Genomic DNA, 22,077 nt, shown 5'->3' with positions numbered 1-22,077 from the left:
AACTATAGCCGCCCGCCTTCCTCGGAAGGCGGGCGTTCTATTGCCTGCGGTCCATCGACCATGTGCGCGAGGTCTCGTAGTGGGAGCCCATCCAGGCCTGGGCCCTGACGTGGATTTCACGCTCGTCGGCTTCGACGATGTTGAATCCCGCCGGCACACCACGTTCGCGCAGTGAAAGGGTCCCAGCCCCCGCCGCGTAGGTCCGTCGGTCGCCGAACGGGTAGGGCCAGGCGAAGGGCGCATGGATATGGCCCGACAGCACCAGGTCGACCCGGCATTCCGAAAACACCTTGGCCGCCGCCTCGCCGCCCCAGACCCTGGCGGTCATCGGGCCGCCGATCATCTCGGCCAGCGGGTGATGACAGACCAGCACCTTGAGCTGACCCTCGGGCGCCGCGCCGAGCCAGTCGCGCGCCCGTTCGGTCTGGCGCCGTGAGATCTGCCCCTTCGACCAGTTGGCGCGCGGCTGGACGCCACGGGCCGTGTTGACGCCGAACACGGCCAGGCCGGGCGAAACGTGGGTCTGGCCCTCGACCTGGCCGATCAGCCGCTGGAACCGTCCGAAGGGCGAGAAGAACCGCTCGAACCAGGCGATATAAGGGGCGTCGTGATTGCCGGGCGTCACCAGGACGCGTCCCGGCAGGGTCTTGATCCAGGCCGCGGCGGCCTCGAACTCGCCGATCTCGCCGAACTGGGTCAGGTCGCCCGAGATGATGGTCAGGTCGAATCCGCCGCGGCGCAGCACCTCGGCCGCCCCGGTCACCGCGGCGACGTTCTCGCCGCCGAAATGGATGTCCGACAGATGGGCCAGACGGATCAAACCCCATGCTCCTCTGGCGGGGCGAGGATCCGCGCCACCTTGGGCCGCCAGGTCACCCGCGTGGTGGCGCTCAGGCGCACGGGCTCGCCATCCAGCACGGCGGGGATGCGGCCCGCCGCCCAGACCCCGGCCGAACGGCAGGACCGCACCTCCACCGCCGGGTCGTTGCGCCAGTCGTCGATGATGGCCTTGATCCCCATGCGGGCGGCCTCGGCCAGGCCCTTGGGATCGATGGCCGCGACCTCCAGGGCCTGCGCGTCGTTGGACATGGCCTTCGACGCCATCGGGCAGAGGAAAGTGAGCGCCTCGGCCTTGCCCCGCGGCCCACCGTCCAGGGCGTAGCGCAGGCGTCCGGAAAAGGCGCGGCGCCAGGCGCGCTGAGCGCGAGCCACGGCCAGCTTCAACTGGCCGTCGCGCACCGCCTCGCGAGCAGGCGCCCAGAGGGCGGGCGAACCCAGGATCGCCGCCACCAGGAAGGTGTGACCGTCGATCTCGCCGCCGCCGATGACCTGTTCGCGGCCGTTCTCGAGAATGGTCTTCAGGGCCTCTTGCCAGGGAACGACGCCATAGACCGCATGGGGCAGCATGTTCAGGGTCCCGCCCGGCAGCGGGGCGATCAGGGGACCGTCCGGACCGGCGAGTTCGGCCGCCGCCCGCGCCGTGCCGTCGCCGGCCAGCACAAGCACGACGTCAGGGGCCGCGTCGATCGCGTCGCGCAGGCCGCGGCCCAGCTCGCCCGTCGCCGGGGCGCAGACCGTGGCCCTCACGCCCCACTCCGCCAGCAGGCCTCGTATCTCGTCGGGGGCGCCCGGCTCGACGCCGCCGGACGCAATGTTCACCACCACCTCGACTCTGGAAATCTTCGGCTTGCCCGCCACTGTGTTGTCCTTAGCCCCACTCGATCCGGCGCCCTTATGGCGCAGACGGCGGCGTTTTCGAAACGGCGCCGTCTGCGGCCGGTTCCGGCGCGGGCCGCCCGGAACCCTCGCGACCGCCGACGCGTTGCGGCACGAGGGATAAGCTCAAGGAGAGCCCAAAGATGCTGAAGCACGGATCTTTCATGCCGCTGATCGCCATCGCCGGCGCCGGCCTGTTGGCCGCCGCCTGCACCGCCACTGGCGCCACCGAACGCAACGCAGCGGGCGGCGCGGCCCTGGGCGCCCTGGCCGGCGCCGTGATCGGCAATAATGTGGGTTCCGGCGACGCCGGCACCGGCGCCGCCATCGGCGCGGCCATCGGCGGCACGGCCGGCGCGATCAAGGGCTGCCGCGAAGACGGCGGCTGCGGCGCCAACTCACCCAACAAGCGCCAGTATTACGACGAGCGGGCCGGGCGGTACTACTATTACGACTCCGCCTCGGGCCGGTACTACTGGGAAAATGGCAGCCCCCGCTGAGACGGCGGCGCCAAAACTGGTATCGGAAGGGCGGTCGGCTATGCTGGCCGCCCTTTCCACGTGACGGCGCAAACAGGGGCGTAGGATGAAGGCTCAGGCTGTCTTGACGATCATCTTGGTTGCGGGGCTTGCAACCGCCGGCTGCGCCATGCGCACGGGGCGCGATCGCATCGTCACCGCGCCTTCGCGCTGCGAGGACGTCACCGTCCAGGTCTATTTCGAGCCCGACAGCGCCCAGATCACCTCGGAAGGCCGCGCGGTGCTGGCCCAGGCTTCGACCCAGGCGAAGATCTGCAAGGTGGACCGGGTCACGGTCCTGGGCCTGGCCGACGCCACCGGCGCCCCGGCGGCGAACCTCGAGCTCTCGAAGAAGCGCGCCGCCTCGGTGAGCGAAGCCCTGGCCGCCACAGGCCTTCCGGCCGCGGAGTTCGACCTGACGGCCGCCGGCCAGAGCGGCGCCACCACCCGATCCGGGGACCTGCAGCCCCTGCGCCGTCGGGCCGATGTGACGGTGGAGCTCAGCGCGCGCCGCTAGGTCGGGGCAGGCAAAGAGAAGAAGGCGGACCCGGGGTCCGCCTTGAAGTCTGCATCATCGAGAAAAAGGGGTGCGGAGACGGCAGACCGGCATGGTCGCCGGCCTCAAGTCGGGGGGGGCGTCGCCGCCTCCGCATCGAATAAACCCACACCCGAATGTTATGTTCCCGGCATAGGCGAGTTTATTTGCCGCCTATTCGCGTGTCGGTTCGATGGCCGGCATGGCGTCGAATTCGGCCTTGGTGAGGGGCGCGCTCAGCCTTCCGCCCTCGACCTTCAAGGCCTTGACGGACAGGCTGCGGGGACCGCCGGCCCGGAGGCCCTTGGGCCGCACCAGCACCTGCGCCGGCGCCCCGTTCGCGCCCAGGATCACGCGTTCCACATAACCCAGAACGACGCCGCCCTGGCCGATCACCGGCTTGCCCTCGAACGCCGCGACGTCGCCCGGCGCCAAGGCCTGAGCGGCCTGGGGCAGGGACAGCAACAGGAGGGCCGCGATCAGGGATTTGAACTTGCTCATGGCCCTAAGATGGGCCCTTCCGCCTCAAAAAGCGAACCGGCCCGGTGACGCGGGGGCCGCGCCACGGCCAAGCCGGGAACACCGGGCCGGCCCCGCACGTTAGCAAGGTGCGGGCGTTTCGCCCGTGAGCAGGGCGCGACGAACATGATGCGCGGATACGAGGCGCCGCACGGCGGACTGGTTCTCTTCTCCACGCCTTCCCGTCGACAGCGCATGGCGCGGCGACGGTGGATGGCGATCGGGGCGGTCCTGAGCATCGCCGTGGCCGGCGGCGTGCTCGGCCAGCTGTCGGCCGTCCGCGACGACGCCGCGCGACCGGTTCCGCCCGGCCCGTTCAGCTACCTGCCCTAGTTCCCGCCTCCGCCCCATTCAGGAGACCATTGCATGGCCACCATTTCCCGATTCTCCCGCACCGGCCTCGGCGCGACGCGCGCGCGGCAGGGACGGCTGGGCGTCCACATGTTCTGGGTGCTCGTCGTCTCCACGGCGCTCGCGGCGCTTGCCCTGTTCGGCGCCTGGAGCTGGCGGGCGGACGACCTGGCCTCGACCGCGCCCCACAACGCGCGCCAGCCGACCGACGCCAAGGCCTTCGACATGGGAGAGCCCGCGCCGGCGGCCCTGCAGACCACCCCCACGCCCGGTCGCTGACCCCTCACCCCGGACATGGAAACGGCCACCCTCGGGCGGCCGTTTTCGTTTGGGTGCGGGATCGCCTCAGAGCACCGACTGGCCGCGCACGGCCCGCAGCACGAAGCTGGCGATCAGCAGGACCAGGAAGACCACGAACAGGATCTTGGCGATGGTGGCGGCGAGCCCGGCCAGCCCCACGAATCCAAGGAAGCCCGCCACGATGGCGAGAACGGCGAAGACCAGCGACCAGCCCAGCATGGCGAACTCCCGAAATGAAGACGCCGCGCCCGGCGGGGCGCGGCGAGATCAGTTGAACGCCCACGGATGCGTCGTGTTCCTAGGCGGCCTTACGGGTGTTCCTCGGGTGGAAGAACAGGGCCTGGCCGATGGCGGCCTTCACGGTTTCGGGCTGGAACGGCTTGGTGATCAGGAAGGTCGGTTCAGGCCGCTCCCCGGTCAGCAACCGTTCGGGGAAGGCGGTGATGAAGATCACCGGGACGTCGAAACGGGCCAGGATGTCCTTCACCGCGTCGATGCCCGACGAACCATCGGCGAGCTGGATGTCGGCGAGCACCAGGCCCGGCGTGCGTCGGTTGATGGCGTCCACCGCCTCGGTGCGGGTGGCGGCGATGTCGACAACCGTATGACCCAGTTCGGTGACCAGGGCCTCGATGTCGGCCGCGATGACCGGCTCGTCCTCGATGATCAACACCTCGGTGGCCAGCTCGGCGTCGATCTCGGCCTGGGCTTCGCCGATCAGCCGCTCGACCTCGGCGAAATCGGCGCCCAGGATCTGGGCGGCCTCCGACGGGGTGAAGCCCTCCAGCGCGGTGAGCAGGAAGGCCTGGCGCGAACGCGGCGCGATGCGCATCAGGCGGCGGCTGGCGTCGTCGGCCCCCTCCGCGGCGTCGGCCGGGGCCTCGAGCTGGGCTCCGGTGGACAGCCAGATGGCGTGGAAGACGTGGTAGAGCGCGACGCGGGGGGTCAGGTTCGATTCCAGGACGCGTTCGCCCGCGGCCAGCGCTTCCAGCGCGACACGGACGTAGTGATCACCGGTGGTCTGATCTCCGGTAAGCGCGCGCGCATAGCGGCGCACATAGGGCAGATGCGGCGCCAGTCGGGCAAGAAGACTCAAGGCAATACCCCTCCCGTAAGAAATCCATGCGAGCGCACGGGGCCATAACCCCGACGCCCATCATAGGCGCCTAAACGTGGCCTTTGGGAACCGGTTCCCTCGGAACGTGGTTTTCTGCATCTTAAGGCGCACGCATGGAACCCGGATCGGAATGGGACGTTGAGCGGCGACGAAGAGGCACCGAGGGGGCGGGCTCCGCGAAAGCCGAGCGCCGACGACATGATAGAACAGCGACCCACAGAGGAACGACGCAGGGCGTCAGCCGCTCTGGACGAAGCCCGCCTGCGTCAGCAGGCGATCGGCGTGCGCCTGCGTCAAATGTTCGACGAAGTGGTCAGCGAACCTGTCCCCGACGAGTTCCTCGAGATTCTCCGCAGGGCTGACAAGACGTCTGCGGAGAAGGGCTGATGGCGGAAGATAGAGCCGACCGTCCCCCCCGCACGCCTGCGGACGACGAGGCGTTCAAGCGCGAGCTTGTCCAGCTCATTCCCCACCTACGGGCCTTCGCGCGCACCCTGGCGGGCGAGCCGGCCGGGGCCGACGACCTGGCGCAGGACGCCATGATGAAGGCGTGGGACGCCCGCGCCAGCTTCCAGATGGGCACCAACATGAAGGCCTGGACCTTCATGATCCTGCGCAACCAGTTCTATTCGGAGAAGCGCCGCTCGTGGCGTCAGACCCAACTCGACCAGGAGGCCGCCGAACGGACCCTGGTGGCCGTGGACGATCCCGAGGCCCCGGTAGCCCTCGACGAATTGCGGCTCAGCCTGGCCCAGCTCCCCGCCGAACAGCGCGAGGCCCTGATCCTGGTCGGCGCCGGCGGCTTCGCCTACGAGGAGGCCGCCGAGATCTGCGGCTGCGCCGTGGGCACGGTGAAGAGCCGCGTCAGCCGCGCACGTAAGGCCTTGCACGTCATCCTCGACGACGGCTCATATGAGCGCGACGGCGGGGCGGCCGGCGACGCCATGCGATCCATCCTGGCGGACGCGGAGCGTCTCAGCACCGTTCGCTAGAAAGAGGACGATGCATTCGCCCTGGGGTTCGCTGTCAACGATCAGGGTCCGGCTAACGGCGGCTTTGGCGGCCGCCCTGTTGCCGGTTCTCATCCTGGGCGTGATCCAGTCGGCGATCGCCTTCCGCCATGACGCCGATCAGCTGCGCGAGGAGCTGGCGGCCTCCGCCGAACGCAGCGCCGCCACGGCCCGCGCGCGGATGGAAGCCGCCGACATCCTGCTCCAGACCCTGGCGCCGGGTTCGGTGGGCCTGAACTGCGCCACCCGCCTGAACCTGGTGACGAGCCGGATCCCGGGCTATTTCAACCTGATCCGCTTCGATCGGCGCGGCCGGGTGGCCTGCGCCGCCGGCGACGTGCCCGCCGATCCGGGCCGCGCCGGACGGGAATGGTTCAAGCGAACGGCGGCCGGCGACAACCTGGTCATCACCCGCGATCCCGGCGCCGAATACGCCCGCGTTCCGGCCCTGCTGGCGGCGGTGCCGGCGAGGGACGCCCGCGTGGGTTTCGACGGCGCCTTCGTGGCGGTGATCTCCCTGGAGAGCCTGGCCCCGCGCACCGCCGACCGCTCCCTGCCCGAGCAGGCCGAGGTCGCCCTGGCCGACGGCGAAGGGCGTTTCATCAACGCCACGGACAAGGAGGCCTTCCCGGACCTCCCCTCGGACTGGCGCACGGAGGCGCAGAACAAGGGCTCGCTGGTCTGGTACGCCAAGGACCTGCGGGGCGAGCGCCGAGTGTTCTCCGCCGCCCCGCTGGTGGGCGACGAGCTCTATGTGATCCTCTCGGCGCGCTCGGGCGGGATCTTCTCCTGGGCGACCTTGAACCCGCTGACCGGCGTGGCCTTCCCGATCCTGACCTTCATCCTGGCCCTGACGGCCGTCTCGGTGGTGACCGAGCGCGTGGTCACCCGCTGGATCGCCTACCTGCAGCGGATCGCCGCCCTCTACGCGCGGGGCCGGCTCAGCGTGCGGCCGATCCAGGCCGAACAGATGCCGCCGGAGATCCGCGACCTGGCCGAGACTCTGGAGGACATGGCCGACGCCATTGTCGGCCGCGACGCCTCCCTCCGCGACAGCCTCGCCCAGAAGGACGCGCTGATGCGCGAGATCCACCACCGGGTGAAGAACAACCTGCAGGTCATCTCGTCCCTGTTGAACATGCAGCAGCGGGCCCTGGCCGACCCCGCCGCGCGGGCGGCCATGTCCGACACGCGCCAGCGGATCACCGCGCTCGCCCTGATCTACCGCGCCCTCTACCAGGGCCCGGACCTGAAGCGCGTGGACCTGCGCACCTTCCTGGAGGAGCTGACCGCCCAGCTGGTCTCGGCCGACGCCATCCGCGGAGCCCATGTCCAGACCGAGATTCATGTGGACGCCCTGGTGATCGATCCCGACCGCCTGGCGCCGCTGGCCCTGTTCGCGGTCGAGGCCATCACCAACGCCCAGAAGCACGCCTTCGCCGGCCGCGGCGGCACGCTCAGCGTCAATTTCCGCGTCCATGGCGAGGAAGCCGAGTTGGAGATCTGCGACGACGGCGCGGCGCCCGACGACGCCCTGGTCTCCTCGGGCGTCGGACGCACCCTGATGACCGCCTTCGGCCGCCAGCTTCGCGGCCGCTCCGAGCTGGTGCGCAACGACAAGGGCGGGATCACCGCGCGGCTGATCTTCCCGACGCCCTCGGCCGACGCACAGCCGAAACCGGCCCCCGCCAACGGGAACCAGGCCGCGGCTTAGCCGTTAGGTGTGCGCGAGATTTCCAACCATTCCTGGAGACACCCAATGCGTATGTTCGCCATCCTGGCCGTTATGGCCGCGAGCCTCACCATCAGCGCCTGCAACACCGTGTCCGGCGCCGGCCAGGACGTGAAGGCCGCCGGCGAAGCCGTCAGCGACACGGCCGAAGACGCCAAGCGCTAGGCGAGAACCTGACTCAAGCATCTACGGAAGGCCCCGCCGCGGCGGGGTCTTTTTTTGGTTGGGGCCGAGTGTCCGGACCCTAGGCCGCGACGCGGAAGGCGGGGTTGCGGGCGAATAGGCCCGGCCGGCCGGCCACCGGCTGGAAGGCGTCCTCGAAGCCCGTGGCGGTCTCGCCCTCGCCCAGGAACAGGAAGCCCTCGGGGCTCAGCGCTCGGGCCAGGTTCTCCAGCAGGCGAGCCTTCATCGGTTCGACCAGGTCGCACAGCACATAGCGGCAGAAGATCACGTCGAAGCGACCGGCGGTCGACAGGTCGGCCACCAGGTTGATCCGCCGCCAGCGCACCATCTGGCGGACTCGCGGCGAAAGGGCCCACATGTCGTCGACCTTCTCGAAGTGGCGCACGAGCTGGCGGATCGGCAGGCCGCGCTGCACCTCGAATTGGGTGTAGAGGCCACTCTGGGCCTTTTCGAGCTGGCGTTCGCAGAGGTCGGAGCCGAACAGCTCGACCTTGATCCCGGGCATCTCGGCCCGTTCGTCCTCGACGACCATGGCCAGGGAATAGACTTCCTGACCCGAGCCGCAGGCGGCCGACCAGATGCGGATGGGTTCGCCGTCGCGCACGCGCGCCAGGGTCGGCAGCACCTCTTCGCGGAACAGCGAAAACGGCGCACGGTCGCGGAAAAAGGCGGTCTCCGACTGGGTCATGGCCTCGACGATGGCCCAGGCCAGCCGGTCCTCGCGCTTGGTCCGCAGGGCGGTCAGCAGATCGGGGATCGAGCCGAAGCCCTCCCGGCGCGCCACGGGCGCCAGACGGCTCTCGATCAGATAGGACTTTTCGGGATCGACCCGAAGCCCGGCGCGCGCCGCACAGAGTTGGGCCACAAGCTCGCGGTCTTCCGGCCTCATACCAGCCCCACCTCGGCGAACTTGGCGGCGATGATGTCGCCGTCGAAGGGCTTCATGATGTATTCGTCGGCGCCGCAGTCGAGCGCCTCACGGATGCGGGCCAGGTCGTTCTCGACCGTGCAGAACACCACGACCGGGGCCTTGCCGCCCGGCTCGAGCCGCAGGTGGCGCAGGAAATCGATGCCGGTCATCTGCGGCATGTTCCAATCCAGCAGGACAGCGTCGGGCATGGCCGCCCGGCACCAGGCGAGCGCCTCCATCCCGTCGGCGGCCTCGGCGATCTCGAAGCCGATGTCCTCCAGGATGCGGCGGGCGACCTTGCGGATCACCCGGCTGTCGTCGACGACTAGGCAGGTCTTCAACGGGATGCTCCTTCCCCTGCGTTTCTTGTGCTCCGCCGGTGGTTAAGGAGCGGTATGGCCGCGAGATTATTTCGCACTGCGGTGCGCGCCGGCGCTCCGCGGTTCCAAGACTTTGCGGGCCCGTCTTTCAGTTTTTGTCGGCTTGAAGCCCGACGCCTCGCCGCTAGGGTCTCGAACCTGCCCGCCAAAATCTCGAGAGGCCCGCGATGATCGACGTCCATTACTGGCCGACCCCCAATGGCAAGAAGGTGACCATCCTGCTGGAGGAACTGGCGCTCCCCTACGAGATCGTCCCCGTCCGCATCGGCGCCGGCGACCAGTTCACCGACGACTTCCTGAAGATCAGCCCCAACAACCGCATGCCCGCCATCGTCGACCGCGCGCCCGCCGACGGCGGTCCGCCGATCGCCATCTTCGAGTCCGGGGCGATCATGCTGTACCTGGCCGAGAAGGCCGGCCGCTTCCTGGGCCACGACCTGCGCAGCCGCTACGAGATCACCCAGTGGGTGATCTGGCAGATGGCCAACCAGGGCCCGAAGTTCGGCGAGCGCGGCCATTTCAGCCGGGCGCCGGAGAGCGCCGGCGACCAATCCTACGCCCAGCGCCGGTTCAACGACGAGACCCATCGGCTCTACGGGGTGCTGAACAACCGCCTCTATGACCGGCCCTATATCGCCGGCGATGACTATTCGATCGCCGACATGATCAGCTATCCGTGGACCGCCGGCTGGGAGCAGCAGGGCATCGACATGGCGGAGTTCAAGTACTTCAAGCGCTGGTTCGACGAGATGGCCGCCCGGCCCGCCGTGCAGCGCGGCATGGCGGTCACCGCCGGCCCTTCGATCGATCCTGCGACCCTGACCCCCGAGGAGCAGGCGGCCATCCGTAAGATGCTCTACAACCAGCGCGCCCGGCCCGCGCCGGCAGCCTAGGGCTTAGTCGGGGTCACCTGGACGAAGACCACCTGCCAGCGGCCGTCGCGCCAGGCGAAGACGTCGGAGTAGTGGAACCGCTCGACGAACGGCTTGCCGTTCTCGGTCCCGCGCAGCTCCACCCGCCCGCCGACGATGGCGGCCTGCGGGCCAAGCGCCACGAAGACCGGGTCGAGGATGGTCAGGGGCTCGAACGTCACGCCCGGCGTCAGCCACCCGGCGATGAAGTCGTCGCGGCCCGCCGGCTTGCCCGAGCCTCGGACGATGATGAAGTCCCGAGCCAGGAACCGTTCCAGCGCCGCCTTGTCGCCGGTGAGCTGGGCCTGGTCGAAGGCCTTGGCGGCGGACCTGACATCCATGTCGGGCGTGGGCGCGGCGGCGATCAGCAGCGGCGCGAACAGGGCCGCGGTCAGCAGGTGGCGCATGGGAAACCTCCGGGAAAGCACAGGCCTTCCTAGCGATCCCCCATGCGCGCCGCTGTCAGGTTTCTAGGGTCAGACCAGTTCGGCCGGCTTGACGCCCAGCTCCTTGAGGAACGGCTCGGCGTATTCGACCCGGCCGGTCATGGTCTTGGGATCGCCGGAGGCCAGGCGGTAGACCGCTTCCGAGATGAACTCGATGGGCTGGACCCTGTCCTTGGTGGCCTCGTTGATCAGGCCGTGCACGGCCACGCCGGGGGTGTCGACCAGGCCCGGCGAGACCACATTGACCGCGATCCCGTCCTCATAGACCTCGGACGCCAGGCCCGTGGTGAAGCGCTCCAGCGCGGCCTTGCACATGCCGTAGACCGTGCCGCCGCGCCCGCCGCGATAGGGCTGTTTCGGATGGATGCCGGCCGGCGAGGAGATGTTGACGATCCAGCCCTGCTTGCGGGCCTTCATGCCCGGCAGCACCAGCTGGGCCAGGTGGAAGGGCGCATAGACCTGCACCTCCATCATCAGCTTGAAGCGCTTCTCCGGGAACTCCTCGACCGGGATGAAATAGGTGATGGCGGCGTTGTTGATCAGGATGTCGATGGGCCCAAACGTGGCCTCGGCCTCCTCGACCAGGCGCTCGCGCTCGATCGCCTGGGCCAGGTCGGCCTTGACGAAGGCGGCCTTGCCGCCGGCCTTGTTGATGCGGTCCACCGTGTCGGCCAGGGTGCCGGGCAGGCGGCTCTCGCCGTCCGAGGCTGTGCGGGCCGAGACCACAACGCTGGCGCCCTCCATGGCCAGGCGCGCGGCGATGGATTCGCCGATGCCGCGGCTGGCGCCGGTGACCAGGGCCACCTTGCCCTTCAGCCTGCCGTTCGGATTGATGCGGGCTTCGCTCATTTGAAATTCTCCCTGATGAAAGTCTTTGTTTTTAAATTGGAAAACGAACTGGAACCCGCCTATTCGGCGGGTTCGGAAACCTGCGCGGCCGAGCTCCTGGCCACCTCCGACGGCCAGGCGTCGACCGTCACCCGGCGCATATGGCGCCGCTCGCCGGGATAGTCGTTGAGCGCGAAATGCCAGACCGAGCGGTTGTCCCAGAAGGCCACCGAGCCGGGCGCCCAGGCGAACCGGCAGGTGAAGGCCTCATAGCGGGAATGCTCGAACAGGAAGTCCAGCAGGGCCTTGCTCTCCCGGCGACTCCAGCCCTCGATCCGCATGGTGAAGGCCGGATTGACATAGAGCGCCTTGCGGCCGGTCTCGGGGTGGACCTTGACCACTGGATGGACGAACTCGCCCACCGCGCCCTCGGCCTCCACCACCTTCATGGTCTTGCGCGACTGGGCCGAGTGGCCCTGGGCGGAATATTCCCGGCCGGCGGAATGGACGGCGTTCAAGGTCTCCAGGGTCTTCTTCAGCCCCGGCGACAGGGCGTCATAGGCCGCCGCCTGACTGGCGAACAGGGTGTCGCCGCCGAAGGACGGCAGCTCCACCGCATAGAGGATCGAGCCGATGGAGGGGTGCTCCAGGAAGCTCATGTCGGAGTGCCAGCCGCCACCGAAATTGACCCGGTCCTCCGGCTCCTTGACGATCTCCATCACCTCCGGATGGGCGTCCATCCCGGCCACATAGGGGTGGATGTTCAGTGGCCCGAACCGGCGGCCGAAGGCGAGCTGCCGCTCCGGCGTCAGCGCCTGGTCGCGAAAGAAGATCACCTGGTGGGTGACGAAGGCCTGCCGGATCTCGGCGACGACAGCGTCCGACAGGTCCTTCGACAGGTCGACACCGGTAAGCTCGGCGCCGAGCGCGCCGGCGAGTTTGCGGATCTTGAGACCGGCCATGGGGACCTCCGAGTGCTGACGGCGAATGAAACATCGCAACGGCGCCCGAAGCCAGCGAGAAGCGCTCAGGCCGGCTGCAGTAAATCCCATCGGTTGCCGTAGAGATCCTGGAACACCGCCACCGTGGCGTAGGGTTCGTGGCGTGGCGCCTCCAAGAACACCACGCCGGCCGCGGTCATGGCGGCGTGGTCGCGGGCGAAGTCGTCGGTGCTGAGGAACAGGCCCACCCGGCCGCCGGTCTGGTCGCCGATCCGCGCGGCCTGGGCGTCGGTGACCGCCCTGGCCAGCAGCAGGCCGCAGGCCGAGCCCGGCGGGGTGACCACCACCCAACGCTTGCCGTCGCCCTGGGGGACGTCGGAGGTGAGCTTAAAGCCCAGCTTCTCCACATAGAAGGCGATGGCCTCGTCATAGTCGGCGACCACCAGGGCGGTGAGGCTGATCTGCTGGGACACGGGGTCGACTCCACGGCTGGACGGCGGGGAGGCCCAGGCTAGAGTGCGCCGGCGTTTTGGGGGAGTTCTCATGCATCGTCTGTCGGCCGGTATCTCGGCGATCGTCCTTGGCCTGGCCGCCGCGACCGGCGTTGCGGCCCAGACGCCCAAGGTGACGGTGATCCACGCCGGCGCCCTGCTGGACCGGCCGGGCCAGGCGCCGCGGGGGCCCTCCACCCTGGTGATCCGCGCCGGCAAGGTGGAGTCGGTCCGCGACGGCTTCGTGGCCCCCGAGGCCGGGGCGACCCTGATCGACCTGAAGGACCAGTTCGTCCTGCCCGGCTTGATCGACATGCACGTCCACATCTTCAACGACGACGATAAGCTGCGCGCGCGAATCGAAGGCGCGAACCGCGACATCGAGGACAATCTGGTGATCGGGATCGACAACGCCCGCCGCACCCTGGAGGCCGGCTTCACCACCGTCCGCGACCTGGGGAGCGACGTGCGCGGCGTCACGGCCCTGCGCGACGGGATCAATGGCGGCCTGCTGGCCGGCCCCACAATCGTGCCGGCCGGGCGCGCCATCGCCATCACCGCGGGCCATGCGGACGGCTCCAACAACCTGAACCGCGACCTGGCCGAGATCGCCCGGGCCCGAGCCGAGAACGTCTGCAACGGGCCCGAGGACTGCCGCCGGGCCGTGCGCTCGCAGATCGGCCAGGGGGCCGAGGTCATCAAGTTCACCGCCACCGGCGGGGTCAATTCCAACATCGCCGGCGGCCTGGGCCGCCAGATGTTCGACGACGAGATGAAAGCGATCGTCGACACCGCCCACATGTTCAACCGCAAGGTCGCCGCCCACGCCCACGGGACCGACGGCATCATCGCGGCGCTCAACGCCGGGGTGGACTCCGTCGAGCACGGGACCTTCGGGACCAGGGAGACCGACGCCCTGTTCAAGAAGACCGGGGCCTATTTCGTCCCGACCATGCTGGCGCCGCAGGCCGCGCTTTCTCAGGCGCGCGCCGGCGCCCGCTCCAAGGCGACGCTGGAAAAGGCCGAGATCGCCGGTCGCGCCGCCATGGACAACCACCGCCGCGCCATCGCCTCGGGGGTGAAGATCGCCTTCGGCACCGACACCGGCGTCTCCTCGCATGGCGACAACGGCAAGGAGTTCGCCCTGATGGTCAGCGTCGGCATGACCCCCGCCGAGGCGATCAAGTCGGCGACCGTGACAGCCGCCGAACTGCTGGACCGTTCGGCCACGCTCGGGACCCTGGAGCCCGGCAAGGACGCCGACATCGTGGCTGTCGCCACGAGCCCGCTGGAGGACGTCACCGAGCTGGAACGCCCGACCTTCGTCATGCGCCATGGCGTGGTCCACCGGCTCGCCGGACAGCGCCAAGCGTTTCCGCCGAACTAGCGACGAGCGCCGGCGGCGGAAATGCATGGTCCGCCCAGGTGGTGAGCGGCCTTTGGCTTCTACGGCCTCTTCAGAAGCCCGCCGTTGACCCGCGAACGGCAACTCCGTAGCGTTCTCGCATGTCAACGATTGCGTGACCCTGACGCCGTGCTCCGCGCGGCGTCGCCAGCCTCCACCGCGGACCGCGCAAACTGCGGTCGCATTGCTGCGTCACGTCCGTTGAAAGATTCCTCGTGAACACGATCCCACCACACGATTCCGAGCGCCTGCGAATTGGACCCGAGCGTCCCTGCGACGCGAGCGACATTAGCCGAGTCACGACGGCGGCGTTCGCGCCCATGCCGTTCAGCGCCGGCGACGAGGCCCGCGTCATCGACGCGCTGCGTGAAGCCGGGGCCTTGAGCCTCTCCCTTGTCGCGATAACCGCTGAGGGCGAGTTGGTTGGCCATATCGCCTTCTCCCCTGTTCGTATCAACGACCAGCCCAGCGACTGGTACGGGCTCGGGCCCGTCTCGGTCGCGCCACGGATGCAACGCCAAGGCGTCGGTAGCGCATTGATCGCGGACGGATTGGATCGCCTGAGAGAATTGATGGGCGCAGGATGCGTTCTTCTGGGGCGTCCGGCCTATTACCGCCGCTTCGGTTTCTTGAGCGACCCCACGCTCACCTATCAGGGCCAACCCAATCCGTACTTCCAGCGCCTCGTTCTGAAGGGGCCTCCCGCAGAGGGGGACGCAAGCTTCCATCCTGCATTCGACGCGCCCTGATCACCGGTGTGCGCTGTCTCCCGCTCGGCCGACGGCGCTGCATCTTCGTCAGCCCAACCTGATAGCCGACATTCCGAAGGTCAGCCACGGCCCGAGGGCGGACGCCGGGTCCCGACAGCCTCAGTGCATCGTCCCGGCGACGATCTCCAGCTTGTTGCCATCGGGATCGAGCAGGACGCAGCCGTAATAGTCAGGGCCGATGTCGGGGTGCAGGCCGGCGGCGCGCACCGAGGTCGCGCCGGCCGCGATCGCCGCGGCGTAGGCTTCATCCACCGCCAGGCGGCTATCGGCGGTGAAGGCGATGTGGGTTCCAAGGCCGGCGACCCGCTCGCCCTCCACCGGATAGAGCCAGAAGTCGCGGGTCGCGCCGCCGGGCCCGTAGGCCAGCTCGTTCTCGGCGGCCCAGGCGTTGGCGCAGCCCAGCGGGGCGAAGAAGGCGTCGTAGAAGGCGCGCGCCGCGGTGAGGTCGCGGACGCCCACGGAGAGATGGTCGAACATTGGCGGACGTCCTTTGCGGCGAAGCCTGAGCCCTAGTTGGGCGCGGCGCCGGAGCGCCGCAAGGTCAGCCCGGGATCGTGGCGGCGAAGGTGACCTTCTCCTCGGTCACGTCGGCGAAGATCCGTCCGCCGGCGTCGCCGACGAACAGGTGGACGTAATAGGCCTGGACCCAGTGGCCGTGCAGGCCCTCGCCCGGGCCCTCGCCCTGCAGGCCTCGCAGGACCTCCGGCCGCAGTCGCGCCTTGGGGCCGACAGCCTCGACGGCGATCGCCATACCCGCGCCCTCCGCCACCGCACGGATGCGGGCGACACCGCCGGTCGGCAGGGCCGCGCCGGCCATCTGGGCGAGGTTCAGCAGGGTGCGGGCGGCGGGCTTGTTCACCGCCGGCGGCTCCACCTGCCAGTCCAGTTCGGCGCGCATGTGATGGAACAGCCCGCCCGCCAGCTTGGCCAGTTCGCGCGCGTCGAAGGTCTCGGCCGAGGCCGACGCGCCGAAGGCCACGCGGCTGAAGGACAGCAGGTCGGCGAGCTTGCGCGCCGAGCCCTGGATGAGGCCCATGGCCTCTTCCTTCATGTCCTGGGCGCTGGGATCGTCCAGCAGGTCGAGCCCCGAAACGATGGCGCTGGCCGGACTTATGAAGTCGTGACACATGCGCGCGGCGAGGTAGGCGGCCACCTCGGCTGTTTTCGGCGGGGCCTTGGGTTCGGCGGGGGCGGGAGTGTCGACGTCCATCATGAGAACCCGAACTTGGTCTGATTTGGCCCTTTGGCAAACCGGGCGGGCGCTCTACAGAACGCGGCCATGAGCGGTCCCGATCCCTTCCTGGAGCCCGGCGTGCTGGTGAGGCACCCGACCCTGGACGACTGGGGCCTGGGGCAGGTGCAGTCGGTGGCGGGAGCCAAGGTGACAGTGAATTTCGAGAACATGGGCAAGCAGGTGATCGACTCGACCGTCATCACCCTGGTCTTCGTCGGCGACGATCCGCGCGAGGCCCGATGAGCAACGATCTCGGCGCGGCCCTGGCCGACATCTGCGAAGAGGCCGCCGCCCTCATCCTGCCGCTCTGGAAATCGGGCCTGACCGTCTTCTCCAAGGCCGACGAGAGCCCTGTCACCGAAGCCGACCGCCAGGGCGAGGCCCTGATCGTCGCGCGGCTGACCGCGCTCTATCCCGACACGCCGGTGATCTCCGAGGAGGACGCCAGCGAGTTCGGCGCCCCCGACGCCATCGGGCCGCGGTTCTTCCTGGTCGACCCGGTGGACGGCACCAAGGCCTTCGTGCGCGGCGACCCCAACTTCACGGTCAATATCGGGCTGATCGAGCATGGCCGCCCGGTGGCTGGCGCGGTCTGCGCCCCTGCCACCAACGAGACCTGGTTCACGGCGGACGGCAAGGCGATGAAGCGCCAGGCCGGCGGCCCCGCCCAGCCGGTGAGCGTGCGACCCTGGCCCACGGGCGCGGCCGTCGCCCTGGTCAGCCACACCATGGGCGAGGAGACCGCCGCCAAGCTCGCCCGCCAATACGGCTTCGACCTGCGCGAACCGATGGATTCCTCGATCAAGTTCTGCCGGATCGCCGAGGGCGCGGCCGACATCTATCCGCGCCACGGACCGACCATGGAATGGGACGTGGCCGCCGGTCACGCGGTGCTGGAGGCCGCGGGCGGGGTCGTGACCACGCCGGAGGGCGAGACCTTCCACTATGGCAAGGCCCTCGAGGGCTTCCGCAACGGCTGGTTCGTCGCCAAGGGCGGCTAGATCTCGCGGGACTGATCGCGGGCGAGCGAGAGCACCTCGACCGTGGAGGCTTCGGCGGCCTTATCAGCCGGCGTCAGGGCCTGGGCGCCGCCGCCGAGCAACACGTAGCCGACGAAGCCGACAGCGAACCCAATGGCGAACAGCCAGAGGAACGGCCGCAGGATGTCGAATGGATGGGCGCTGATCATCGGTGTTCTCTGCCGGCCGGCGGCCGGGTTCTCGATCATGGAACATGCGAGCGGCGGGTTTGTTGCGTCGGCCGACTCTCGCCGAACCTTAGAGGCTGCAAATCGTTCGCCGGGCGCCTCTGCCACGACTAGTTAAGAACGATTCTCATTGCCAAAACCATCAGGCCTAACTAAGACCGCCTCGCAGTTTCATTTGCATCTGAATTGAGGGGTTTGGCTGTGGAGTTTCGACGGAGAGCGGGTGCGCGCGCTCAGAGCGGATGGCTTATGGCGAGTGTCGCCGCGATGGCGCTGGCTCCCCAGCTCGGCCACGCCGAGGTCGCCGACGGGGCCATGCTCACCATGGCCGCCGCGGAAATCTCCGGCGTCACCGTGACTGGCCGCCGTGACGCCTATGACGCCAAGCAGACCTCAACGGCCACCAAGACCGACACGCCCCTGCGCGACGTCCCCCAAGCGGTGACCGTGATCACAGAGGAACTGATGCGCGATCAGGCGATGCAGAGCATGGCCGATGTCGTGCGCTACGTTCCCGGCGTCACCATGGGTCAGGGCGAGGGTCACCGCGACGCTCCGACCATCCGGGGAAACGCCAGCACCGCCGACTTCTACGTCGATGGCGTACGCGACGACGTCCAGTACTATCGCGACATCTACAACGCCCAGCGGGTGGAGGTCCTGAAGGGCCCCAACGCCATGATCTTCGGCCGCGGCGGCGGCGGCGGGGTGATCAACCGGGTCACCAAACAGGCCGGTTGGGACCCCCTGCGCGAGGTCAGGCTGGAGATCGGCTCCCACGACCACAAGCGGGTCACCGCCGACCTGAACCAGCCGCTGAGCGAGCAACTCGCCGGCCGCCTGAACGTGCTCTATGAGGACTCCGGCAGCTTCCGCGACCACGTCTCGCTCGAGCGCTGGGGCGTCGCCCCCACCCTCACCTTCCTGCCCAACGACCGGCTGGCCGTGCGGATCGCCTATGAGCACTTCGAGGACGATCGGGTGGTCGACCGCGGAATCCCCTCGTTCCGGGGCCGTCCGTCGCTCGCACCGGTCGAGACCTTCTTCGGGGCCCCGGACCTCAGCTTCGCCACGGCCAAGGTCGACGCGCTCAATGCGACCGTCGAGTACGAGATCTCCGAGACCCTGACCGTCCGCAACAACACGGTGTTCGCCGCCTACGACAAGTTCTACCAGAACATCCTGCCGGGCGCGGTGAACGCCGCCGGAACCCAGGTCTCGATCTCGGGCTACAACAGCCCCACCGAGCGGGAAAACCTGTTCAACCAGACGGATTTCGTGTGGAAGGCCCAGACCGGCTCCATCCGCCACACGGTCCTGTTCGGCGCCGAGTTCGGGGTCCAGGAGACCGACAACTTCCGCAACACGGCCTATTTCAACGGCACGGCGACCTCGATCCTGGTCCCGTTCGCCAACCCCACCATCTCGGGCGCCAATATCGTCTTCCGCCAGAGCGCGTCGGACGCTGACAACCACGTCACCGCCAAGGTGGCCGCTGTCTACATCCAGGACCAGATCGAGCTCTCGCCCCAGTTCCAGATCATCGCCGGGCTGCGCTATGACAGCTTCGACCTCGAGTTCGAAAACCACCGCAACGGCGACCAGCTGAGCCGCACCGACGACATGGTCTCGCCGCGCCTGGGCCTGGTCTACAAGCCGATCGAGGCCGTCTCGCTCTATGCGAGCTATTCCAAGTCGTTCCTGCCAAGTTCGGGCGACCAGTTCGCCTCCCTGACCGCGACCTCCAGGACCCTGGAGCCGGAGGCGTTCGAGAACTACGAGGTCGGGCTGAAGTGGAACCTGCTCCCCGACCTGATCCTGACAGCCGCCGCCTACCAACTCGACCGGGACAACACCACAGCGCGCGACCCTAACAATCCGGCGCTGACCGTGCAGACCGGCAGCCAGCGCACCAACGGCTTCGAACTCGGCGTGAACGGCCGGATCAACGAGGTCTGGGAGATCGTCGGCGGCTATGCCTGGCAGGAGGCGGAGATCACCAGCGCCACCACCGCGGCGCCGGCCGGCCGGCGAGTTCCCCTGACCCCGAAACACACCCTGTCCCTCTGGAACAAGTTCCGAGTGACGCCGGCCCTCGGGCTGGGCGTCGGCCTGATCCACCAGGACAAGATGTTCGCCGCCATCGACAACGCGGTGGTGCTGCCCGGCTTCACCCGGGTCGACGCGGCCGTCTTCTACGACCTCACCGAGAACCTGAAGGTCCAGGTGAACGTCGAGAACCTGCTGGACGAGACCTATTATCCGACCTCGCATGGCAACGACAACATCATGCCGGGCGCGCCGCGCATGGTGCGGGCCTCGCTGACCGCGAGATTCTAAGACCACAGGGAACCGGTCCGCCCTCCCCCTTCGGGATCGGCCCTCGTAGCGCCCCGCCCGGCTCAGCCGGCGGGGCGTTTTCGTTCAGGCGGCTTGCATCCAGGGACCGATGGGCGAGACTTGCGCAAAGCTGGAGGGCGCACGTGGCCTACGAGACCATCACCTACGAGACGCGCGGCCAGGTCGGCTTGCTCACCCTCAACCGCCCTGAAAAGCTGAACGCCATCTCCGCCGACCTGCGGCGCGACGTGCACGCGGCCTTCGCCGAAGCACGCGAGGACGACGGGGCGCGGGTGCTGGTCATGACCGGGGCGGGGCGGGGCTTCTGTTCGGGCGCCGATCTCACCGGACCCCTGCCGCCGGCCGGGACCTCGCAGAACGACCGGCTGGACGACATGGGCTGGGTGGGCCGCTGGGCGCGGCTGTTCCACGACTTCGACAAGCCGCTGATCGGGGCGATCAATGGGGTGTGCGCCGGGGCCGGGATGAGCGCGGCGCTTGCCTGCGACGTCCGCATCGGCGGGCCCGGCGCGCGGTTCAAGACCACCTTCGCCGAGCGCAACCTCTCGCCCGACTCCGGCCTCTCCTGGTTCCTGCCGCGCATCGTCGGCTACGCCGCCGCCGCCGACCTGATCTTCACCAGCCGCATGGTGGAGGCGCAGGAAGCCCTGTCGCTGGGCCTGCTCAATCGGTTGGTCGAGGGAGACCTGGTCGAGGCCGCCGTGGCCTATGGCGAGCAGATGGCCCAGTGGCCGCCCCTGGCCATCCGATCCTCCAAACGGGTCCTGCGGCACAGCCACGAGGCGGGACTGGAAGAGGCCCTGAAATATGAGTCCGTCGGCCTCGGATTCTCCCGCCGATCTCCCAATGACGCCGAGGAGTCGCTGGCCTCGTTCCGCGAGAAGCGCAAAGGCGTCTACACGGGCACGTAAAATGGCGTCATAAGGCGCGCGAACTTCCTTCAAGGAGATGCGCCATGGCCCTGGACGCCGCAGACACCCAGAAGACCTTCGATTGGGAAGACCCGCTGGACCTCGCCGCGCGCCTCACCGAGGAGGAGCGCATGGTCTGGGACGCGGCGCGATCCTACGCCCGCGAGAAACTGTTGCCCCGGGTGGTCTCGGCCTATGCCGACGAGCGGTTCGACCGCGAGATCATGACCGAGATGGGCGCCATGGGCTTCCTGGGCGCGACCCTGCCGGAGAAATACGGCGGCGCCGGGGTCAGCCACGTGGCCTATGGCCTGATCGCCCGCGAGATCGAGGCGGTCGACAGCGGCTACCGCTCGGCCATGAGCGTGCAGTCCTCGCTGGTCATGTACCCGATCTACGCCTTCGGCTCGGAAGAGCAGAAGATGAAGTACCTGCCGGGCATGGCGCGCGGCGAGATCGTCGGCTGCTTCGGCCTGACCGAGGCCGACGGCGGCTCTGACCCCGCCTCCATGCGCACGGTGGCGAAGAAGACCGACGGCGGCTACGTGCTCAACGGCGCCAAGATGTGGATCACCAACGCCCCGATCGCCGATGTCTGCCTGGTCTGGGCCAAGCTGGACGGGGTGATCCGCGGCTTCCTGGTGGATCGCGGCTCCAAGGGGCTGGAAACGCCGAAGATCCTCAACAAGCTCTCCCTGCGCGCCTCGGTGACCGGGGAGATCTCGCTCAGCGACGTCTTCGTGCCGGAGGACATGATGATGCCGGGGGTCAGCGGCCTGCGCGGGCCGTTCTCCTGCCTCAACAAGGCCCGCTACGGCATCTCCTGGGGCGCCATGGGCGCGGCGGAATTCTGCCTGCACGCCAGCCGCGACTACACCCTGACCCGCAAGGTGTTCGGCAAGCCGCTCGCCGCCCGCCAGCTGGTGCAGAAGAAGCTGGCCGACATGCAGACCGAGATCGCGCTGGGCTTCGAAGGGGCCCTGGCCCTGGGCCGCCTGCTCGACCAGGGCGCCTGGGTGCCGGAGGCCATCAGCCTGATGAAGCGCAACAACTGCGGCAAGGCGCTCGCCATCGCCCGCGAGGCCCGCGACATCCACGGCGGCAACGGGATTTCGGGCGACTATCACGTGATGCGCCACGCCGCGAACCTGGAGACCGTCAACACCTACGAAGGCGCCCACGACGTCCACGCCTTGATCCTCGGGCGCGCGATCACCGGCGAGAACGCGTTCTAGTCGCAACTTCTGCGTTCAACGACCACGCCTCAAACGTTGCGTTTACCGCCGCCGGTCTAGGCTCCC

The 22,077-nt window shown here is 68.7% G+C and carries 29 protein-coding genes; 15 read left to right on the top strand and 14 right to left on the bottom strand.

Translation table 11 applies throughout. The features are described from left to right. Positions 1–37 precede the first annotated feature (37 nt). Both Q8Q88_RS02720 and Q8Q88_RS02715 read right to left on the bottom strand, forming a co-directional pair. Complete coding sequence (locus tag Q8Q88_RS02720; RefSeq protein ID WP_371129800.1) at positions 38–820, bottom strand: metallophosphoesterase; 783 nt, start codon at positions 818–820, stop codon at positions 38–40. Further along, positions 817–1,698: a diacylglycerol kinase family protein gene (locus Q8Q88_RS02715; RefSeq protein WP_305673660.1), complete on the bottom strand. Its 882-nt coding sequence runs from the start codon at positions 1,696–1,698 to the stop codon at positions 817–819. The genes Q8Q88_RS02720 and Q8Q88_RS02715 overlap by 4 nt, the downstream gene beginning before the upstream one ends. A 182-nt stretch (positions 1,699–1,880) precedes the next feature. Between Q8Q88_RS02715 and Q8Q88_RS02710 the strand changes: the two genes are divergently transcribed. Next, positions 1,881–2,216, top strand: coding sequence for a YMGG-like glycine zipper-containing protein (locus Q8Q88_RS02710; RefSeq protein ID WP_305673674.1), 336 nt, complete (start codon positions 1,881–1,883; stop codon positions 2,214–2,216). 85 nt (positions 2,217–2,301) lie between these two features. Beyond that, positions 2,302–2,751: an OmpA family protein gene (locus tag Q8Q88_RS02705; protein WP_305673659.1), complete on the top strand. Its 450-nt coding sequence runs from the start codon at positions 2,302–2,304 to the stop codon at positions 2,749–2,751. 192 nt (positions 2,752–2,943) lie between these two features. On the opposite strand, the gene Q8Q88_RS02700 is transcribed toward Q8Q88_RS02705, so the two are convergent. Then, complete coding sequence (locus tag Q8Q88_RS02700; protein ID WP_305673658.1) at positions 2,944–3,270, bottom strand: hypothetical protein; 327 nt, start codon at positions 3,268–3,270, stop codon at positions 2,944–2,946. Positions 3,271–3,654: 384 nt separating this feature from the next. Between Q8Q88_RS02700 and Q8Q88_RS02695 the strand changes: the two genes are divergently transcribed. Then, a complete protein-coding gene (locus tag Q8Q88_RS02695) occupies positions 3,655–3,918 on the top strand; it encodes a hypothetical protein (RefSeq protein WP_305673657.1) in 264 nt (87 codons plus the stop codon). Positions 3,919–3,984: 66 nt separating this feature from the next. Here the strand turns inward: Q8Q88_RS02695 and Q8Q88_RS02690 are convergent, their stop codons facing one another. Beyond that, positions 3,985–4,158 (bottom strand): DUF1328 domain-containing protein, encoded by a 174-nt coding sequence (locus Q8Q88_RS02690; protein WP_305673656.1) that lies wholly within the window; start codon positions 4,156–4,158, stop codon positions 3,985–3,987. A 79-nt stretch (positions 4,159–4,237) separates the two neighbouring features. Further along, positions 4,238–5,035 (bottom strand): response regulator, encoded by a 798-nt coding sequence (locus Q8Q88_RS02685; protein WP_305673655.1) that lies wholly within the window; start codon positions 5,033–5,035, stop codon positions 4,238–4,240. Between the two features lie 219 nt (positions 5,036–5,254). On the opposite strand from Q8Q88_RS02685, the gene Q8Q88_RS02680 reads away from it, so the two are divergent. The 4 genes from Q8Q88_RS02680 to Q8Q88_RS02665 are packed head-to-tail and all read left to right on the top strand — an operon-like array spanning position 5,255 to position 7,963. Then, positions 5,255–5,443 carry a NepR family anti-sigma factor gene (locus tag Q8Q88_RS02680; RefSeq protein ID WP_305673673.1) on the top strand — a complete coding sequence of 63 codons (189 nt, stop codon included), beginning with the start codon at positions 5,255–5,257 and terminating at the stop codon, positions 5,441–5,443. Continuing rightward, positions 5,443–6,048: a sigma-70 family RNA polymerase sigma factor gene (locus Q8Q88_RS02675; RefSeq protein WP_305673654.1), complete on the top strand. Its 606-nt coding sequence runs from the start codon at positions 5,443–5,445 to the stop codon at positions 6,046–6,048. The genes Q8Q88_RS02680 and Q8Q88_RS02675 overlap by 1 nt, the downstream gene beginning before the upstream one ends. Before the next feature lie 10 nt (positions 6,049–6,058). After that, complete coding sequence (locus Q8Q88_RS02670; protein WP_305673653.1) at positions 6,059–7,780, top strand: sensor histidine kinase; 1,722 nt, start codon at positions 6,059–6,061, stop codon at positions 7,778–7,780. Positions 7,781–7,825: 45 nt separating this feature from the next. Further along, positions 7,826–7,963 carry an entericidin A/B family lipoprotein gene (locus tag Q8Q88_RS02665; protein WP_305673652.1) on the top strand — a complete coding sequence of 46 codons (138 nt, stop codon included), beginning with the start codon at positions 7,826–7,828 and terminating at the stop codon, positions 7,961–7,963. A gap of 79 nt (positions 7,964–8,042) precedes the next feature. Here the strand turns inward: Q8Q88_RS02665 and Q8Q88_RS02660 are convergent, their stop codons facing one another. Further along, complete coding sequence (locus tag Q8Q88_RS02660; RefSeq protein ID WP_305673651.1) at positions 8,043–8,870, bottom strand: protein-glutamate O-methyltransferase CheR; 828 nt, start codon at positions 8,868–8,870, stop codon at positions 8,043–8,045. Then, positions 8,867–9,232 carry a PleD family two-component system response regulator gene (locus Q8Q88_RS02655; protein ID WP_254835534.1) on the bottom strand — a complete coding sequence of 122 codons (366 nt, stop codon included), beginning with the start codon at positions 9,230–9,232 and terminating at the stop codon, positions 8,867–8,869. The genes Q8Q88_RS02660 and Q8Q88_RS02655 overlap by 4 nt, the downstream gene beginning before the upstream one ends. A 206-nt stretch (positions 9,233–9,438) precedes the next feature. Between Q8Q88_RS02655 and Q8Q88_RS02650 the strand changes: the two genes are divergently transcribed. Then, complete coding sequence (locus Q8Q88_RS02650) at positions 9,439–10,164, top strand: glutathione S-transferase N-terminal domain-containing protein (RefSeq protein ID WP_305673650.1); 726 nt, start codon at positions 9,439–9,441, stop codon at positions 10,162–10,164. On the opposite strand, the gene Q8Q88_RS02645 is transcribed toward Q8Q88_RS02650, so the two are convergent. The 4 genes from Q8Q88_RS02645 to Q8Q88_RS02630 all read right to left on the bottom strand — a co-directional run bounded on the left by Q8Q88_RS02645 (position 10,161) and on the right by Q8Q88_RS02630 (position 12,870). Continuing rightward, on the bottom strand, positions 10,161–10,589 hold the full coding sequence (locus Q8Q88_RS02645; protein WP_305673649.1) for a nuclear transport factor 2 family protein: 429 nt from the start codon (positions 10,587–10,589) through the stop codon (positions 10,161–10,163). The genes Q8Q88_RS02650 and Q8Q88_RS02645 overlap by 4 nt on opposite strands. Before the next feature lie 69 nt (positions 10,590–10,658). Next, positions 10,659–11,477, bottom strand: coding sequence for an SDR family NAD(P)-dependent oxidoreductase (locus tag Q8Q88_RS02640; protein ID WP_305673648.1), 819 nt, complete (start codon positions 11,475–11,477; stop codon positions 10,659–10,661). Between the two features lie 59 nt (positions 11,478–11,536). Next, the gene (locus Q8Q88_RS02635) at positions 11,537–12,418 is read right to left on the bottom strand and encodes a TauD/TfdA family dioxygenase (protein ID WP_305673647.1); all 882 of its coding nucleotides are present in this window, start codon (positions 12,416–12,418) and stop codon (positions 11,537–11,539) included. A gap of 65 nt (positions 12,419–12,483) precedes the next feature. Continuing rightward, on the bottom strand, positions 12,484–12,870 hold the full coding sequence (locus Q8Q88_RS02630) for a VOC family protein (RefSeq protein WP_305673646.1): 387 nt from the start codon (positions 12,868–12,870) through the stop codon (positions 12,484–12,486). 70 nt (positions 12,871–12,940) lie between these two features. Between Q8Q88_RS02630 and Q8Q88_RS02625 the strand changes: the two genes are divergently transcribed. Together Q8Q88_RS02625 and Q8Q88_RS02620 are read left to right on the top strand one after the other, a co-directional pair. Further along, on the top strand, positions 12,941–14,275 hold the full coding sequence (locus Q8Q88_RS02625) for an amidohydrolase family protein (protein ID WP_305673645.1): 1,335 nt from the start codon (positions 12,941–12,943) through the stop codon (positions 14,273–14,275). Positions 14,276–14,613: 338 nt separating this feature from the next. Continuing rightward, positions 14,614–15,042, top strand: coding sequence for a GNAT family N-acetyltransferase (locus tag Q8Q88_RS02620; RefSeq protein WP_305673644.1), 429 nt, complete (start codon positions 14,614–14,616; stop codon positions 15,040–15,042). Positions 15,043–15,162: 120 nt separating this feature from the next. Here the strand turns inward: Q8Q88_RS02620 and Q8Q88_RS02615 are convergent, their stop codons facing one another. Then, positions 15,163–15,540 carry a VOC family protein gene (locus Q8Q88_RS02615; RefSeq protein ID WP_305673643.1) on the bottom strand — a complete coding sequence of 126 codons (378 nt, stop codon included), beginning with the start codon at positions 15,538–15,540 and terminating at the stop codon, positions 15,163–15,165. A gap of 64 nt (positions 15,541–15,604) precedes the next feature. Then, on the bottom strand, positions 15,605–16,273 hold the full coding sequence (gene chpT / locus Q8Q88_RS02610) for a histidine phosphotransferase ChpT (protein WP_305673642.1): 669 nt from the start codon (positions 16,271–16,273) through the stop codon (positions 15,605–15,607). Between the two features lie 69 nt (positions 16,274–16,342). Between chpT and Q8Q88_RS02605 the strand changes: the two genes are divergently transcribed. After that, positions 16,343–16,540 carry a DUF3553 domain-containing protein gene (locus tag Q8Q88_RS02605; protein WP_254835523.1) on the top strand — a complete coding sequence of 66 codons (198 nt, stop codon included), beginning with the start codon at positions 16,343–16,345 and terminating at the stop codon, positions 16,538–16,540. Further along, a complete protein-coding gene (cysQ, locus tag Q8Q88_RS02600) occupies positions 16,537–17,298 on the top strand; it encodes a 3'(2'),5'-bisphosphate nucleotidase CysQ (protein ID WP_305673641.1) in 762 nt (253 codons plus the stop codon). The genes Q8Q88_RS02605 and cysQ overlap by 4 nt, the downstream gene beginning before the upstream one ends. On the opposite strand, the gene Q8Q88_RS02595 is transcribed toward cysQ, so the two are convergent. Beyond that, positions 17,295–17,486 carry a hypothetical protein gene (locus Q8Q88_RS02595; RefSeq protein WP_305673640.1) on the bottom strand — a complete coding sequence of 64 codons (192 nt, stop codon included), beginning with the start codon at positions 17,484–17,486 and terminating at the stop codon, positions 17,295–17,297. The two genes, cysQ and Q8Q88_RS02595, sit on opposite strands and share 4 nt — an antisense overlap. Positions 17,487–17,753: 267 nt before the next feature. Here Q8Q88_RS02595 and Q8Q88_RS02590 point away from each other — a divergent pair, with 267 nt between their 5' ends. From Q8Q88_RS02590 to Q8Q88_RS02580, 3 genes are all read left to right on the top strand, one after another. Beyond that, on the top strand, positions 17,754–19,844 hold the full coding sequence (locus Q8Q88_RS02590; protein WP_305673639.1) for a TonB-dependent siderophore receptor: 2,091 nt from the start codon (positions 17,754–17,756) through the stop codon (positions 19,842–19,844). A 143-nt stretch (positions 19,845–19,987) separates the two neighbouring features. Next, positions 19,988–20,776 carry an enoyl-CoA hydratase/isomerase family protein gene (locus Q8Q88_RS02585; RefSeq protein WP_305673638.1) on the top strand — a complete coding sequence of 263 codons (789 nt, stop codon included), beginning with the start codon at positions 19,988–19,990 and terminating at the stop codon, positions 20,774–20,776. Between the two features lie 44 nt (positions 20,777–20,820). Beyond that, positions 20,821–22,011 carry an acyl-CoA dehydrogenase gene (locus Q8Q88_RS02580; protein WP_305673637.1) on the top strand — a complete coding sequence of 397 codons (1,191 nt, stop codon included), beginning with the start codon at positions 20,821–20,823 and terminating at the stop codon, positions 22,009–22,011. Positions 22,012–22,077 lie beyond the last annotated feature (66 nt).

This window comes from Phenylobacterium sp. (assembly GCF_030697925.1).
GTDB lineage: Bacteria > Pseudomonadota > Alphaproteobacteria > Caulobacterales > Caulobacteraceae > Phenylobacterium.
The sequence above is the reverse complement of the archived record's forward strand: the minus strand, read 5'-3'. Positions and strand labels throughout refer to the sequence as shown.